The 16,194-nt window shown below is 49.6% G+C and carries 14 protein-coding genes, 1 rRNA gene and 1 pseudogene; 15 read left to right on the plus strand and 1 reads right to left on the minus strand.

Annotated features, from left to right (window positions below; translation table 11 throughout):
- The first annotated feature begins 71 nt into the window (after positions 1 to 71).
- The 6 genes from C7R56_RS08905 to C7R56_RS08930 all read left to right on the plus strand — a co-directional run bounded on the left by C7R56_RS08905 (position 72) and on the right by C7R56_RS08930 (position 7,755).
- Positions 72 to 2,033: a BglG family transcription antiterminator gene (locus C7R56_RS08905; RefSeq protein WP_159072216.1), complete on the plus strand. Its 1,962-nt coding sequence runs from the start codon at positions 72 to 74 to the stop codon at positions 2,031 to 2,033.
- Positions 2,034 to 2,053: 20 nt separating this feature from the next.
- Entirely contained in the window at positions 2,054 to 3,013 is a 960-nt protein-coding gene (gene manA / locus C7R56_RS08910) for a mannose-6-phosphate isomerase, class I (RefSeq protein ID WP_107996418.1), read from the plus strand.
- 135 nt (positions 3,014 to 3,148) lie between these two features.
- Positions 3,149 to 3,487 (plus strand): thioredoxin family protein, encoded by a 339-nt coding sequence (locus tag C7R56_RS08915; RefSeq protein ID WP_234402618.1) that lies wholly within the window; start codon positions 3,149 to 3,151, stop codon positions 3,485 to 3,487.
- Between the two features lie 116 nt (positions 3,488 to 3,603).
- Positions 3,604 to 5,352, plus strand: coding sequence for a sensor histidine kinase (locus tag C7R56_RS08920; protein ID WP_107996420.1), 1,749 nt, complete (start codon positions 3,604 to 3,606; stop codon positions 5,350 to 5,352).
- Positions 5,353 to 5,354: 2 nt separating this feature from the next.
- Positions 5,355 to 6,092: a LytTR family transcriptional regulator DNA-binding domain-containing protein gene (locus C7R56_RS08925; RefSeq protein ID WP_107996472.1), complete on the plus strand. Its 738-nt coding sequence runs from the start codon at positions 5,355 to 5,357 to the stop codon at positions 6,090 to 6,092.
- Between the two features lie 157 nt (positions 6,093 to 6,249).
- A complete protein-coding gene (locus tag C7R56_RS08930; protein ID WP_107996422.1) occupies positions 6,250 to 7,755 on the plus strand; it encodes a carbon starvation CstA family protein in 1,506 nt (501 codons plus the stop codon).
- 67 nt (positions 7,756 to 7,822) lie between these two features.
- On the opposite strand, the gene C7R56_RS08935 is transcribed toward C7R56_RS08930, so the two are convergent.
- Positions 7,823 to 8,080, minus strand: a complete 258-nt coding sequence (locus tag C7R56_RS08935) for a hypothetical protein (protein WP_107996424.1) — start codon at positions 8,078 to 8,080, stop codon at positions 7,823 to 7,825.
- Between the two features lie 209 nt (positions 8,081 to 8,289).
- Between C7R56_RS08935 and C7R56_RS08940 the strand changes: the two genes are divergently transcribed.
- From C7R56_RS08940 to C7R56_RS08985, 9 genes and pseudogenes are all read left to right on the plus strand, one after another.
- Positions 8,290 to 8,661 carry a CidA/LrgA family protein gene (locus tag C7R56_RS08940; protein WP_107996426.1) on the plus strand — a complete coding sequence of 124 codons (372 nt, stop codon included), beginning with the start codon at positions 8,290 to 8,292 and terminating at the stop codon, positions 8,659 to 8,661.
- Complete coding sequence (locus C7R56_RS08945; RefSeq protein WP_107996428.1) at positions 8,654 to 9,352, plus strand: LrgB family protein; 699 nt, start codon at positions 8,654 to 8,656, stop codon at positions 9,350 to 9,352. Before C7R56_RS08940 ends, C7R56_RS08945 begins: the two co-directional genes overlap by 8 nt.
- Before the next feature lie 210 nt (positions 9,353 to 9,562).
- Positions 9,563 to 10,318: a nucleoside phosphorylase gene (locus C7R56_RS08950; RefSeq protein ID WP_107996430.1), complete on the plus strand. Its 756-nt coding sequence runs from the start codon at positions 9,563 to 9,565 to the stop codon at positions 10,316 to 10,318.
- A gap of 1 nt (position 10,319) precedes the next feature.
- Positions 10,320 to 10,928, plus strand: coding sequence for an ECF transporter S component (locus C7R56_RS08955; RefSeq protein WP_107996432.1), 609 nt, complete (start codon positions 10,320 to 10,322; stop codon positions 10,926 to 10,928).
- A 12-nt stretch (positions 10,929 to 10,940) separates the two neighbouring features.
- Positions 10,941 to 11,708, plus strand: a complete 768-nt coding sequence (locus tag C7R56_RS08960) for an energy-coupling factor transporter transmembrane component T family protein (protein ID WP_107996434.1) — start codon at positions 10,941 to 10,943, stop codon at positions 11,706 to 11,708.
- Entirely contained in the window at positions 11,705 to 12,556 is an 852-nt protein-coding gene (locus C7R56_RS08965; protein WP_107996436.1) for an energy-coupling factor ABC transporter ATP-binding protein, read from the plus strand. The genes C7R56_RS08960 and C7R56_RS08965 overlap by 4 nt, the downstream gene beginning before the upstream one ends.
- A 28-nt stretch (positions 12,557 to 12,584) precedes the next feature.
- Positions 12,585 to 13,349: pseudogene (locus C7R56_RS08970) on the plus strand (energy-coupling factor ABC transporter ATP-binding protein); the annotation flags it as partial.
- Positions 13,350 to 13,465: 116 nt separating this feature from the next.
- Entirely contained in the window at positions 13,466 to 14,626 is a 1,161-nt protein-coding gene (locus C7R56_RS08975; RefSeq protein ID WP_107996440.1) for a glycerate kinase family protein, read from the plus strand.
- A gap of 571 nt (positions 14,627 to 15,197) precedes the next feature.
- Positions 15,198 to 16,194: ribosomal RNA gene (locus tag C7R56_RS08985) — 16S ribosomal RNA — on the plus strand; the annotation flags it as partial.

Consider the following 16,194-nt stretch of genomic DNA (forward strand, 5'->3'; position numbering starts at 1 on the left):
AGAATCATTCCCCGTATAATGGATGCAAAGGCTTTCGGATGCGAGGAATGGTTTTTTTAGGAGGTGAAAAAATGAATGAGCGGCAATTGAACTTATTGCGAAGCCTGCTGGCCCACTTGAATGAGTTTCGGACAATCGGAGAATTAGCGGTGGAACAGGATTGTTCGGTAAGGACTATCCGGAATGATTTGGATAAAATAGAGCAACTGCTGGAAGGGCGACTCCATGAGGGGAAATTGGAAAGAAGACCGGGGATCGGTGTCAGCCTGAGAGCAGAAAAACGGAATGTCAAAAAACTGATGGAGATTGTCCATGCTTCTGATTCGGACAGCTCTTATAAGGAGGACATGGGGCGCCGGCTACTGATTCTCTATCACTTGTTGATGGCTGATGCACCACTTACACTTACTTCGTTGGCAGAGAAATACTATGTCAATAAAGCGGTCATCAAGGAGGATCTGGAATGGCTGGACAAAGAGATCGCGCCTTACGGTCTGACACTCATGACGAGGCAGAATTACGGAACGGTCGTTGAAGGTAGGGAAAAAGATAAAAGAGGCGTTCTGGCGAAGACAGCGAAAAGATTGAAAGATCTATCGACAAAAGAAAAAGCGTTACTCCAATTTTTTGATCCCAGTGAAATCAAGATTGTCCAAGATGCTTTGAAAGCTCTGCAGGCTACATACGAAATCAGTATCAATCCCGAAACACTGGAAAGTCTGGTCATCCATATCCTTTTTACGATCAAACGGATCTATTTGAATCAACCTATCGAACTATCGGATAAGGAGCTTCGCGCAATCGACGGAACCGAATCTTTCGATTGGAGCGAAACGGTTTCGCGTTGGGTCGAAAAACGTCTGAATCTTGTTTTTCCGGTCAATGAAAAGGCCTATCTGGCGCTTCATTTCCATGGATCCAGAATAGAACATCAACTGAAATCAGCGGAGACGGATCTCAAAGCAGGGCCTGATTGGGTGGATGAATTGGTGCGGGAGCTGCTGGAGGAAGTCAGTGATTTTGAAAATCTTCCGCTTGTGGAGGATAAAGCATTGCTGACCAATCTGCAGATCCATCTTCGGACGACCGCCAACCGGATCGAAGGGGGACTTGCCGTTTCCAACCCGCTTCTGAGCGAGATAAAGAAGGAATACCCCCATCTATTTTATTTCATCCTGACAGTAGTCGAGGAATATAATGAAAGGATTGGGATTTCCATCCCGGAAGACGAAGTGGGTTATCTGACGGTCCATTTCCAAGCAGCTTTGGAGCGGGTGCATATGCAGCTGCCCAAGAAGCTCATTGTCGGAATCGTCTGCCATTTCGGCATAGGCGTTTCTGCATTTTTACAAGCAAAAATCGAACGGCATTTCCCCGAAATTGAGGAAACCGTTATCCTTTCTGCGGCTGAATTGAAAACGTATCTGCAAAGTCATCAGCTTGATCTAGTGGTGACGACAGAACCGCTTCCGGATATTGGTGTAACAACATTGCTCATTTCCCCGTTGCTGAACGATGAAGAAGTACGGCAAATTGCCCGTTTCATCAGAAAACAACCGGCAAAGCAGGCAGAAAAAAACGAGCAATGGGACATCCTGCGTTATACCCAGCCGTTTCTGGTGCATTTGGGGCAATCCTTTACGACTCCAGAAGCTGCTTTGATTTTCATTGTGCAGCAAATATTCAGTAAGGGATATGTCGAGAAAGAATACCTGGAGACAGTTTTGGGGCGGGAAAGCCACTCTTCAACCGGGATCGGAATGGGGATCGCATTGCCGCACGGGGATCCGCGCTACATCCGTCAGTCCAGCATCAGTTGTCTCACATTCAGACAGCCAATCAAATGGGGAAACGAAAATGTTTCGTTGGTCTTTTTATTGGCAGTGAAAAAAGAGGAACTGAAAAATGCGAACATGAAGCAGTTTTTCGTGTTTATGAATCGGTTGATGGAGAACCCGCTATTGTATGAAAAAATGCTGAAGGAACAGGATCGATTAAAATTTTTAAGCTATTTCAAAATGGAAGAACAGTGAATGAATTTAGGAGGAAGAAGATGCAGGAACCATTATTCATGAACCCAAAATTGCAGGGGAAAATTTGGGGAGGTACGAAACTGAGGGATATCTATGGTTACGAGCTACCTTCCGAACACACTGGGGAAAGTTGGGCGATCAGCGCGCATCCGGACGGAACCGGAACCGTTGCGGACGGCTCATACGCAGGGATGCCGTTGGATACCCTTTACGCAAAGCACCCAGAACTGTTCGGAAATCCATCAGCGGAAGTATTTCCGCTGATGGCCAAAATCATCGATGCCAAACAAGAGTTATCTGTCCAAGTGCATCCGGACGATGACTATGGCTTGAAGCATGCAGGGGAGCAGGGCAAAACGGAATGCTGGTATATCATTGATGCGGATGAAGGCGCCGAAATTATCTACGGCCACAATGCCACGACGAAAGAACAGTTCAAAACAATGATCTACGAGGGCGATTGGCAAGACTTGCTGCGCAATGTGAAGGTGAAAGCGGGCGATTTCTATTATGTGCCGAGCGGAACCATCCACGCAATCGGTGCGGGTATCCTGACACTGGAAACACAGCAAAGCAGCAACACGACCTACCGTGTCTATGACTACGACCGACTGGATGACACCGGCTGCAAACGAGAGCTGCATATCCAGCAAGCCCTTGAAGTGTCCATGATTCCTCATCGGGATCCTGTCAATCATTTTGAAGTCAAGTCGACAGACGGCAACACGCTGACAACTTTTATCAAGAGCGATTATTTCACCGTGCATAAGTGGGATATCCAAACGCACATGGAATTCAAGAAGGAAGCCCCTTATACACTTGTCAGCGTCATCGAAGGGTCGGGGGAACTCACCGTTGCCGATAAGGTGTATTCTTTGAAGAAAGGGGATCATTTCATTCTTCCTGCTCCGGTCGAGGCGTGGGTATTGTCTGGCGAAATGGAATTGATTGCGTCGACACCAGGACCGAAAAATACGTGAGGCAAATGCTGTTAAGAAACCTGATCATCTTTGAATGGTCAGGTTTTTGACGTTCCTTGTCCAATCCGCAAAACGGACTTATTCCGATTCACGTGCTATAATGACGAAAAAATGAAAGAGGAAGAAGGTCAAATTGTGTTTTATCCAAATAATTTTCAACAAGCAACTTCAACAGAAGAAATCCGTCATTTCATCGCTGATAACAAATTGGCGTTTGTTTATATTTCCAGGACGAACTGCGGTGTCTGCCACGCGGTCCAACCGCAAGTGCAAGAGATGCTGGAAGAATTCCCGGCAATCAAAGCGATCCAAGCGAACGCCGATGACATCCCGGAAGTCGCGGGCGAATTCACCGTCTTCACCGTTCCGGCATTGCTGTTGTTCGTTGAAGGCAAAGAGATGATCCGCGAAGCCCGCTTCGTCGTGATGGACGAGCTGCATCACCAATTCCAGAGGATTGCGGATAATTTCTGATAGCTTGATAAAGGAACGATAGCCTGAAGCGCGAAGCTTGGGCTATCGTTTTTTGTGCACAAATTTGTTATTTCTGGTGTAAACTAAAGATAATCATTATCTTGAAAGGAGCGGTCATGTTTAATTTATTCATTTTGATATTGGAGCGGGTCGGGCTGATCATCATTTTGGCTTATCTGCTGATGAATATCCACTATTTCAGGGACAGATTAAGGGAACGCCAACGTTTGAGCACTAAAGTGGCGCTGATTGTCGTATTCGGCCTCTTCGCGGTCATCTCGAACTATACGGGCGTTGAGATCAGCCAGGACCGCATCGTATCCGACCAAGTGCTGATGAAGCTTTCTGAGGGAGCATCCTTGGCGAACACACGAGTGCTGACAATCGGCGTCGCCGGGCTGATTGGCGGGCCGTTGGTTGGCACATCCGTCGGCATCATCTCGGGCGTCATCCGTTTCTTCCAAGGTGGAGAAGAGGCTTATATTTATGTGATTTCTTCCATCTTGATCGGGCTCATTTCCGGTCTGTACGGCACCAAAACGATGCGGAAAAATACTTATCCGACGATAAAGGAAGGCTTTATGATCGGAGCCGCGACGGAAGCGGTCCAAATGCTCAGCATCCTGGTGTTGAGCCGCAATCTTCAGGCAGCTTGGGATCTGGTGACATTCATTGCGTTTCCAATGATCCTCGTCAACAGCATGGGGACCGGCATTTTCCTTTCCATCATCGGCTCCACGCTGCGCCAAGTCGAACAGACGAAAGCGGTGCAGACGCATGATGTGCTCGAATTGGCGAACCGAACGATGCCTTATTTCCGTTCCGGCATGAACGAAGCTTCGTGCACGGAAGCGGCCAAAATCATCCAACAATTGATGAAGGTATCCGCCGTCAGCATCACGAACACCGAAAGGATTTTAGCCTATGTCGGCGCAGCAAGCGACCACCACATCGCCTCGAACGAAATATTGACCGAATTATCAAAAGAAGTGCTGCGGACAGGGGGAATCAGGGAAGTCCATTCCCATGACGAAATCGGCTGCAACCATCCGGACTGTCCTTTGCAAGCGGCGCTCGTCATCCCGCTGAAAGCGCAAGGGAAAACCATCGGCACATTGAAGCTGTATTTCACGGATGCGGCGAAATTGACTTTTGTGGAAAGGCAGTTGGCGGAAGGCCTCGGCAATATCTTTTCCAGCCAGATCGAATTGGGCGAAATCGAATTGCAGAGCAAACTGCTCCAGGATGCGGAAATCAAATCCTTGCAGGCGCAAGTGAATCCGCATTTCTTCTTCAACGCCATCAACACCGTCTCGGCACTGATCCGGGTCGACAGCGAACAGGCACGCAGGCTGCTGCTCCAACTCAGCAATTTTTTCCGGTCCAATCTGCAGGGCGCCCGCACTAACCTGATTCCGTTGATGAAGGAACTCACGCAGGTGGAAGCTTACCGTTCATTGGAGCAAGCCCGTTTCCCGGACCGCTACCAAGTCGACATTTCCATCGAGGAAGGCATGGAAGAGGTGCTATTGCCGCCTTTCCTGATCCAGATTCTATTGGAGAACGCGTTCAAGCATGCTTTTGGCAGCCGGAAAACAGATAATCGGGTATGGATCGATGTGAAGAACAGTCCTGACGGGGTATTCATTTCCGTCCGGGACAACGGCGAAGGCATCGACTCCAGTCGCTTGGAGAAATTGGGCAAAGAAGCTGTGCCTTCGGTTGAAGGGACCGGCTCGGCATTGGAAAATCTGAATAAACGGCTGATCAGCCTGTTCGGCGAATCGGCCAAATTGCATTTCGTATCTTCACCAACAGGAACAACCGTCTATTGCACGGTACCTTATCAAGAAAGGCAGGGATGAGAATGCGGGTATTGATTGTGGATGATGAACCATTGGCAAGGGATGAACTGGCCTACCTGCTGGGGAAATGCGAAGGCGTGAGCGCCATTGCCCAAGCGGATTCGATCGAAGAAGCGCTGGGAGCGATGCTCGCGGACCCGGTGGATCTGATTTTTTTGGACATCCACCTGACGAATGAAAGTGGCCTCTCGCTGGCCGGCAAAATCAATAAACTGAAGAACCCGCCGCTGATCATTTTTGCGACGGCCTATGATGACTATGCCATCAAAGCGTTTGAGCTGAATGCGACCGATTACGTCCTGAAGCCTTTTGAACTGGAACGGATCCAGCAAGCGGTCAAAAAAGCCTACGGACAGCATCAAAAGCAAGAGCGTATTGGAGAGCCGGAACCACCGAAGCGACAGGATGCGGGATTGCAGGTGCTGCCCATCCAGATGGACGAGCGGATTTATATGCTGCAGGTCCCGGAAATCATCGCCATCGGAGTCGAGAACGGCGAAACGACCATCTATACGAAAAATATGGAGTACATCATCCACGAGCCGCTCAGTGCGCTCGAGAAAAAAATCGGCGGCCATCCTTTCCTGCGGGTCCACCGCGCCTTCCTCATCAATCTGAAGGAAATAAAGGAAATCCAGCCATGGTTCAACAATACATTTCAACTGACGATGAGCAACGGCTTGAAGATACCCGTCAGCCGTTCTTATATGAAGGACTTCAAAGAAAAAGTAGGCATCTGATCAAAAAGTGAATGAATTTCAGGACTGCAGGCGTGCAACTCGGCCTGCAGTTTTGTCGTTTCGGGCGTAAATGACCCAAAAGTCTTCCTTTCTCCAGTAAAGTAAAGCCATAGAAAGAACGTGTTGGCCGCACAGTTATTTTGAAGGAGGAAACTAGATGCTTACTTTACTTGGAGGAATCGCCTTACTGATTCTAGGTTACTTTACTTATGGGCGCTACATCGAAAAGAACTTTTCCATCGATCCGGAAAGAACGACTCCCGCTGAAGCACTGAAGGACGGATATGACTTTGTCCCGATGTCAAAATCAAAAAATGCCATCATTGAACTATTGAATATTGCCGGAACGGGTCCTATTTTCGGACCGATTATGGGAGCGCTTTACGGTCCGGTCGCCTACATCTGGATCATCGTCGGCTGCATCTTCGGAGGAGCTGTCCACGATTACATGGTCGGGATGATTTCCTTGCGGAACGATGGCGCGCACTTGCCGGAATTGGCCAGCAAATACCTAGGCAAACCGGTCAAGCACGTCGTCAACATCTTCGCCATGCTGCTGTTGATGTTGGTAGCCACTGTCTTCGTCACGTCACCCGCCAATCTGATTGCCAGCATCACACCCGATTGGATGACGATCGGCATCATCACCATGCTGATTTTCGCTTACTATCTCATCTCCACCATCCTGCCGATCGACAAGGCGATGGGGAAAGTCTATCCTTGGTTCGGCGCGATTTTGATCATCAGCACGATCGCTATCGGAATCAGCTTGCTGACGGGCGGACATAACCTGCCTGAATTGACGATGGGCACTTTGCAGAATTTCCATCCGAAAGGCACGCCGATTTTCCCGGCAATCTTCTTTACGATTTCCTGTGGCGCCATTTCCGGTTTCCATGCGACCCAAGCGCCGATGGTTTCTAGGACGTCGACGAACGAGCGGGAAGGCCGCTTCCTTTTCTACGGCATGATGATTGCCGAAGGCGTCATCGCCATGATCTGGGCTGGCGCTTCCATGGCCTTGTTCGACGGCCAAACGTTGAGCCAAATGATCGATGCCGGTACGCCGTCAGTCGTCGTCAACCAAGTTTCTACTATGTTATTAGGGAATGTCTTCGGTACGGTCGCCATCATCGGCGTCATCGTCTTGCCAATCTCATCAGGACTATCCGCTTTCAGAAGCCTGCGCACAATCTTGGCAGACTACCTGAACATAAAACAGGATTCAATGAAAAAGATCCTGATGATGACGATTCCGTTGTTTGTCATCTCGTTCTTCTTGACGAAAGTGGATTTCAACCTGATCTGGAGATACTTCAACTGGGCGAACCAAGTCACAGCCGTTATCGCTTTGCTGATGTCGACGCGTTACTTGTATCTGAAAAACAAAAATTACTTGGTTACCTTATTGCCTGCAACATTCATGCTGTATGCCTGTGTCGTCTATATCCTGAGCGAGCCGATCGGATTCCGGATGGGATTGCAGACGGCCACGTACCTGGTCGGACTGATTGCAACCGTTGCGATCATGGCACTTTACTGGACAACCGGCGTGAAACAGAAAGCTGCATTGGATCCGCAATCGGAACTGTTGAACGATCATCTGCCGATCGGAACGTTTGCTTCCGCTGAAGCAGTACCGGCAGCAGTAGCAGCCGAATAACTAATTGAAGATAAAGAAACTCCCTGAAGGCCCTGCAAAATGCAGGGCTCCTTCAGGGAGTTTCTTTTTATAGATATTGTTTTAAGGACTCAGCGATATCTTCAAGCATAGCCAATTCATCATTTGACGGGTTTTCCAATGTAATCAATGCTTCCTCAGCGCGGGCTGTTGCGTTGCCTTCTGCATCTGTTTCGACATCCAGTATCAGCAATTCGGCATAAAGATCATCCAAATCCCGTTGCGGTTGCACGAAGAATTCAAACGTACCTTCGGGATGGCTTGCTTTGAACGCTGCAATCTTTTCAATCAATTTTTCTAAGTTCATTTATTTTCGCCTTCTTTCTGTTCTTGTTCATTTGCTGCACGGCTTATTATACATCATTAAGCCGCCGTCTGTATCGTGTAACAGGATTAAACCGAATCGAAAAGCGGGATTTTGGGTTGTGGGATATATCGTTTCGGATCGGAAGCCGGTATACTGGATAGTGAGAAAGTCCGGATTACTTTGGACAAGGAAGGAGTCATCCTATCGTCATGCACTATTTAAAACAATTTACCGTCATCATCGCTATTTCAGCCGTAAGCGAATTGCTGGCCCTTTTCATTCCGCTGCCCATTCCAGCCAGCATCTACGGCATGTCGCTGCTGTTCCTGTTGTTGATGACGGGCGCGCTGAAACTCCAACAAGTGGAAAATGCTGCCAATCTGTTGTTGGGCATCATGCCTGCGCTGTTCGTCGTGAGCGGAGCAGGGCTCATCACTTCCTATGGGCAGATCGCCGAAAACTTTACAAGTTGGGTAGCCGTCAACGTCGGATCCACCATCGTGATTTTGGTGACGACCGGGCTTTTGGCGCAAGGAATGATAAGAAGGAAGAAAGCGAAGGAGGCTGACAGGAATGATTGATCATCTGCTGGAAACGACGAAATATCTCGGACTGTTCATCAGTTTGGGCGCCTTCATAATCGGCTTGAAGCTGAACAAAAAATATCCCTACGCCTTCATGAACCCCTTGCTGATCGGGACGATCCTGGTGATGGTCTTGATCATTGGGCTGGACATCGAAGTCGCGGTTTTTCAAAAAAGCGCGCAAGTATTGTCCGATCTCCTTACGCCGGCCACGATTTGCCTGGCCGTTCCGGTCTACCGGCAGTTCAAGATTTTGCGCGAGAACAGCTGGGTCGTCCTGATCAGTTGTCTGGCGGGGATGATCAGCGGTCTGGTCACGATCATCGGCTTGGCTCTGTTTCTTCAGATGAGCGAAATCACGACCCTTTCCACTTTGGCTCGTTCGATCACGATGGCCATCGCTCTGGACACGACCGAACTGATCGGCGGAGTCTCAGGGATCATATTGGCTGGGGTCATCTTCGCCGGTATTTTCGGGACGGTGGTTTCCGGGCTTATCTTCAGAATCTTCAGGATCGAAGAACCGATTGCCAAAGGCTTGGCTTTGGGTGCGGCTTCCCACGCCATGGGGACGGCGGAATCGTTGAAAGCAAGCGAGCTGCAGGGTGCCATGAGCAGCCTGGCGATGGTCGTATCGGGCGTCATGATGGTGGGGTTGATCCCGCTTGCGGCGCTGTTCGTCCAGTAAATCAAATAACTAAGAGAAAACCTAAGAAGCAGCTCTAATTAAAAAAGAGACGGCTTCTTTTTGTGTACCGGGAAAGCCGTATTTCCATCAAGGGTTATCCAATGCCAGACGTTGGGCTCTATGCTATACTGAACTCATAATGGGTATCAGTATCTTGAAGTTTTGTCGGGCCATTCCGGAGTTGATCATTGCGAAAAGGACGGTGGAGAAATGGAACAAACACTACAGGCGCACATTCAATTGCCAGCCGATTTGGATGTGAAATATGCGCTGTTGCCGGGTGATCCAGCCCGCGTGGAAAAAGTGAAACTGCTGTTGGAGGACGCTGTGGATTTAGCGTTCAATCGCGAGTACAAGAGTGTTCTGGGGACCTATCAAGGGCTAAAAGTCCTAGTCATTTCCTCTGGGATCGGCGGGCCATCAACAGCGATAGCCATCGAAGAGTTGGCGAGGATCGGAATAGAAGGCATCATCCGGATCGGCAGTTGCGGCTCCTTGCATCCGGAAGTGCATTTGGGCGATGTGATCATCGCGACAGCAGCGGTCCGGGATGATGGCGCCAGCAAGGCCTATGTCGATTCCGGATATCCCGCCGTTGCCGATCTGGATTTGTTGCTCCATCTGAAGGCAATCGCGGAGACAGAGAGGATCCCTCACCGTTTTGGGATTGTCCGCAGCCACGACAGTTTCTACACCGCCCGTGAAGCGCAACTTACTGCTTATTGGAGCGGAAACGGCATCATCGGGTCGGATATGGAAACAGCCACTTTGTTCGTTGTTGGGGCACTGAGGGGATTGAAGACCGCTTCGTTGCTGAATGTCGTCGTGGGTCCGAATGAAGGGATGGAAGAAGGCGTCCGTCAATTCGTTTCCGGAGAAGCGGCAACCAAGCAAGGGGAGCAGAATCAAATCAAACTGGCATTATCCGCTTTCCATGCATGGCATCAGGTAAAAGGAGGAGAATAAAATGAATGCAGAAACAAAAAACAAACTGAGCTACAAATTATCTACGGCTTCCATCGTTTTGATTCCGATCGCAATCGGGATCAATTATCTCGGCAAATACATCGCGGGCATATTGCGTCTGCCGCTTTGGTTGGACTCAATCGGTACGGTATTGTCCGGTATGTTGGCGGGTCCGGTGATCGGTGCCGCTTCCGGGATCATCAATAACATCATCTATGGTGTGACGGCCGATCCGATTTCTACAGTGTATGCGATCACCAGCGCAGTTATCGGTTTGATGGCGGGTCTGTTTGCCGCTAAAGGCTGGTTCAAGGACATCAAGACCGTGCTGTTGGCAGGTTTGATCATCGGTGTGGTTGCGGCCACCGTCTCGACGCCTTTGAACATCCTTTTTTGGGGCGGACAGACCGGGAATGTCTGGGGGGATGCCCTCTATGCTGTGCTGATTTCGAATGGGCAACCGCAATGGCTGGCTTCTTTCCTGGACAGCATCGTTGTGGACGTGCCGGATAAACTAGTGACGGTGCTGATCAGTTATTTTATCTTCAGGGGCTTGCCGAAGAAACTTACGAACACCTTCCTGAAGGATGGCGCGATAGAAGAACTATAGGGGCTGATTTGAATGGATGCTATGACTTTGTATGTACCGCGCAACTCGCCGATCCATCGTTTGGATCCGTTGACGAAGATGCTTTATATCGTCGTGAGTATTGCCGCTGCCTATTTACTGGATGATCTGTGGGAAGTTGCGGCAGTCATGCTGACCAGTTTGGGCATCTTGTTGGTGGGGAAAGTTTTCCGCAATATTTTGCCGGTAATCGCGCTCAGTTTTTTATTGATTTTGTCAATCGTTGTGGTGCAGGGTTTTTTCAATCCTGCTAATGAAACGTTGCTTTATGAATTGGGCCCGATAAAATTCTACAAAGAGGGACTGGTTATCGCCTTTCGTCTGACCATGCGCGTCATCAATATGGTCAGCGCTTTTGGGGTGTTGGTGCTGACGACTTCGCCGACTGAACTGGTTGAACGACTGCAGCAGAAAGGCATGTCGCCGAAAATCGGTTACGTCATCCTTTCGGTCCTGCAGATTATCCCTCAGCTTCGGGCTACGTACGGCAAAATCCAGGATGCACAACGGTCGCGCGGGATGGAGACTGAGGGCAGCCTGTTTGTCCGGATAAAGGCATTCTTCCCGTTACTGGGACCCGTCATACTGAACGCCCTGAACGATACCCGGGAGAGAGCGATTGCGCTCGATGTGCGCGGCTTCGATCGGGATACGCCGAAAACCTATCTGAATGAAGCGAAGTCCTATCGTTACAGTACTTTGTTGAATATTTTACTCTTGTTGATTCTGGCCGGTTTGATCGTTTGGAGGGTGATGGGATGAGCATCATAGAAGTGAAGGATCTGAAATATCGCTATCCCGACACGACCAAATTGGCGTTGGACGGCATCAGCTTTTCGGTCGAAGAGGGCGAATTCATCGGCCTGATCGGAAGGAACACCGCCGGCAAATCGACTTTATGCTATGCGCTGAGCGGTTTGGTGCCTCACTTCTTCAAAGGGGCCTACGGCGGATCGGTAATGATAGCCGGTTTGGATGTGCGCACGACGGATGTGAGCGAAGTCACTGCAGCAGCCGGGTTGGTGTTCGAAAACCCGTTTTCCCAGATCACCGGCTCGCGTTTTACCGTATATGAAGAAATCGCTTTTGGTCTGGAGAACATGGGCTTGCCGCGCGACGAAATCATCAAGCGGATCGAAGAAAGCTTGGACTTGCTGGACATCCGCAAAGTGAAGGACAAGAATCCGTTCGATCTTTCCGGCGGACAAATGCAGCGCGTTGCGATCGCCGGCGTGGTCGCGATGAAGCCGAAAGTGCTGATTTTGGATGAACCCACTTCCCAATTGGATCCGCAAGGGTCGGAAGAGGTGTTTAAAGTGGTGGAAAACCTCACGAAAGAAGGCATCACGATCATCATGGCCGAGCAGAAGATGGAAAAGATCGCGCAGTATGCCGATCGGGTCTTGCTTTTGGATGACGCAAAATTGATCGCGTATGACACACCTGAAGCCGTTTTTTCACGCGAGGATTTGGCGTCTCTCGGAGTACAACCACCAGCCGTTACCGCAATCGCACGCCACTTGAACAAGCGGAAAGCCAATGGGCACTACCCTGTGGATTTGGATGAGTTGAGAGGGTTGCTTGCGAAAGTGGGTGATCCTCATGAATAAACTGGAAATAGAGAACCTGCATTTTGCCTACGACAAAGCGACACCCGTCATAAAGGGCATCGATCTGGTGTTGGATGACCGGAAAACGGCGATCATCGGGCAGAACGGCTCGGGAAAAACGACCTTCGTGAAACTGCTGAAGGGACTTTTGCGCCCCGATTCCGGCAGAATTCTGCTGGACGGGGCCGATTTGGCTACTCTGACGGTTGCCCAAATCGCCAAGAAAATCGGCTTGGTTTTTCAGAATCCCGATGACCAGATTTTCAAGAATACGGTTCTGGATGAAGTGATGGTCGGTCCACTGAACATCGGACAATCACTGGATGAGGCGAGGGCCAGTTCCCGCGCGGCTTTGGCGCAAGTAGAGCTGGCTGATGTCGAGAAGGTGAACCCTTACGATCTCAATTTAGCGCAAAGAAAGATGGTGGCGTTGGCTTCGATTTTGGCGATGGATACGCCCGTCGTCATCTTCGATGAGCCTACGATGGGGCAGGATGTTGCCGGGAAAGCAATCATCAGAAAAGTGATCGAAGACCTGCAGACGGAAGGGAAAGCCGTACTGTGCATTCTGCATGACATGGACTTTGCGGCGGCCGTTTTTGAACGCGTCGTCGTCTTCAGCCAAGGACAACTGCTGCTGGAAGGCGATGCAAGGGAAGTCTTCAGCAAAAAAGAGCTTCTGCAGCAAGCCTATCTGGATCAACCCCAAGCCATGAAGATCGCGCAGGCTTTGGGCATCCCGGGCGATTTGCTGAGTGTGGAAGAAGTTGAAATCGCTTTGGAGAAACATTGATAAATTTTTTGTCACTATATAGCCACCGTTAATGCAGCGCAGCCTATGGGTAAACAAGAGCTGATATAGTATATATTAAGTCAGCAGCGGAGGCTGAATGAAAGGGGGCAAAATAAATGGAGAAGGAATTTAAAATAGTCATTGCTGCCGATTCTTTTAAGGGCAGCGCGTCAACCATCCAGGTGGAGGACTATATCGAACAAGGAATCCTGCGCCTGAACCGCAACGTGGAAATCGTCAAGGTTCCTGTCGCTGACGGCGGCGAAGGGACCGTGGATGCTTTGGTGATCGGATGCAAGGGGGAACACCGTTATACTGAAGTAACGGGACCGATGGGCGACAAAGTCCAGGCGAAATTCGGCATCATCAAAGACAACATCGCTGTCGTCGAAATGGCTGAAGCGTCGGGATTGACCTTGGTTGACCTCGCGGATAACGACGTTTATCGCGCGACGACTTATGGAACCGGCGAATTGATCCGTGCTGCTTTGGATTGCGGCGTCAAAGAAATCTTCATCGGCGTCGGGGGCAGCGCCACAAATGACGGGGGAGTCGGAATGGCGCAGGCGCTGGGGGTCTCTTTCAAGGACAGCGAAGGGAAAGAAATTCCGTTCGGTGCAGGCAAGTTGGGAGACATTGCTTCTATAGATGACAGTGGTTTGGATACACGCATCCATGACGTCACCTTCACGATCCTGTCCGATGTTACGAACCATTTATGCGGGGAGAACGGAGCCTCCTATATTTATGGTCCTCAGAAGGGGGCGACCCCGGAAGATGTCCGTAAATTGGACCAGTTATTGCATCACTATGGAGAAAAAATCGAAGAATGTTTAGGGATAGCTGTTCTTGAAGCGCCTGGAGCAGGTGCGGCAGGAGGATTAGGAGCCGGTTTGATGGCTTTTTGTAGAGCGAAAAGCTACAGCGGAATCTCGAAAGTCCTGTCCATTCTCGAAATCGAATCCCATTTCAAAGATGCAGATTTGGTCATCACCGGCGAAGGCAGAATGGATTCGCAATCATTGAACGGAAAAGCGCCGGTGGGCATCGCCCAACTGGCGAAGAAATATCACTTGCCGGTCATCGCGGTTGTCGGCAGCAGCGATGATGACCTCAGACCAATCTATGCGACAGGCATCGACCTGGTTTTGGACATCATCAACAAACCGATGGATTTGGATACAGCCATTTCGCAAACGGAAAAATTGATCACAAATGCCGGCGAGTCGGCCTTCCGGGCTTTTCTGTTGGCAAGGAAAGTGCCTCTATCAGTGTGAATATTCCTTTAACATCTGTATCAGCAAGTCTTCCTGACTTCTTGGAAGGCCTTGCTGATGCAGTTTTTTTGTCGAATGGGCTGAATCTGATCACCTTTTTCGCTGGAGTGTACACGGGGCATCCGCTGATACTGAAAGAGACAATCTCGGTTTGGTAAATTTTGTGTTCAAAAAGCATTGACAAAGGCTAGGGTCAAGTGTTAGTATTAATAAGTTATCTGAAGCGCCGAACAATTAAACGCAAAAAATGTGTTGACAGTGCGGCTTCGTAATGATAATATATACAAGTTGCTGCTCGAACGATTTTACTTCAAGAATAATAAGAATAAATAATTCAAAAAAGTTCTTGACGAAATCGGAAAGTTGCGATATTATAAATAAGCTATCACGTACCAAGTGATAAACGATTGACCTTTGAAAACTGAATAAAGAATGAACGAACCAAATGTGCAAGGAGCTTAGACTTCGGTCGAAGCAAACGAAGACGATACTTAGTATCGCAAACATAAAGTCAGCAAAACAACAAGAGCAATCAGCTTAACGTGTAGGATTTCTGTACAAGAGTCCACATTTACATGAGAGTTTGATCCTGGCTCAGGACGAACGCTGGCGGCGTGCCTAATACATGCAAGTCGAACGGTCTTTTCTATGGAAGCTTGCTTCCACTGAGAAGATAGTGGCGGACGGGTGAGTAACACGTGGGTAACCTGCCCATAAGAGGGGGATAACATCCGGAAACGGGTGCTAATACCGCATAGTTTTCTTGATCGCATGATCGAGAAAGGAAAGACGGCCTTTGTGCTGTCGCTTATGGATGGACCCGCGGCGTATTAGTTAGTTGGTGAGGTAATGGCTCACCAAGACGATGATACGTAGCCGACCTGAGAGGGTGATCGGCCACATTGGGACTGAGACACGGCCCAAACTCCTACGGGAGGCAGCAGTAGGGAATCTTCCGCAATGGACGAAAGTCTGACGGAGCAACGCCGCGTGAGTGAAGAAGGTTTTCGGATCGTAAAACTCTGTTGTCAGAGAAGAACAAGTTGGAGAGTAACTGCTCCAGCCTTGACGGTATCTGACCAGAAAGCCACGGCTAACTACGTGCCAGCAGCCGCGGTAATACGTAGGTGGCAAGCGTTGTCCGGATTTATTGGGCGTAAAGCGAGCGCAGGCGGTTCCTTAAGTCTGATGTGAAAGCCCACGGCTCAACCGTGGAAGGTCATTGGAAACTGGGGAACTTGAGTGCAGAAGAGGAGAGTGGAATTCCATGTGTAGCGGTGAAATGCGTAGATATATGGAGGAACACCAGTGGCGAAGGCGACTCTCTGGTCTGTAACTGACGCTGAGGCTCGAAAGCGTGGGGAGCAAACAGGATTAGATACCCTGGTAGTCCACGCCGTAAACGATGAGTGCTAAGTGTTGGAGGGTTTCCACCCTTCAGTGCTGCAGCTAACGCATTAAGCACTCCGCCTGGGGAGTACGGCCGCAAGGCTGAAACTCAAAGGAATTGACGGGGACCCGCACAAGCGGTGGAGCATGTGGTTTAATTCGAAGCAACGCGAAGAACC

It is taken from the genome of Trichococcus paludicola (assembly GCF_003052295.1).
GTDB lineage: Bacteria > Bacillota > Bacilli > Lactobacillales > Aerococcaceae > Trichococcus > Trichococcus paludicola.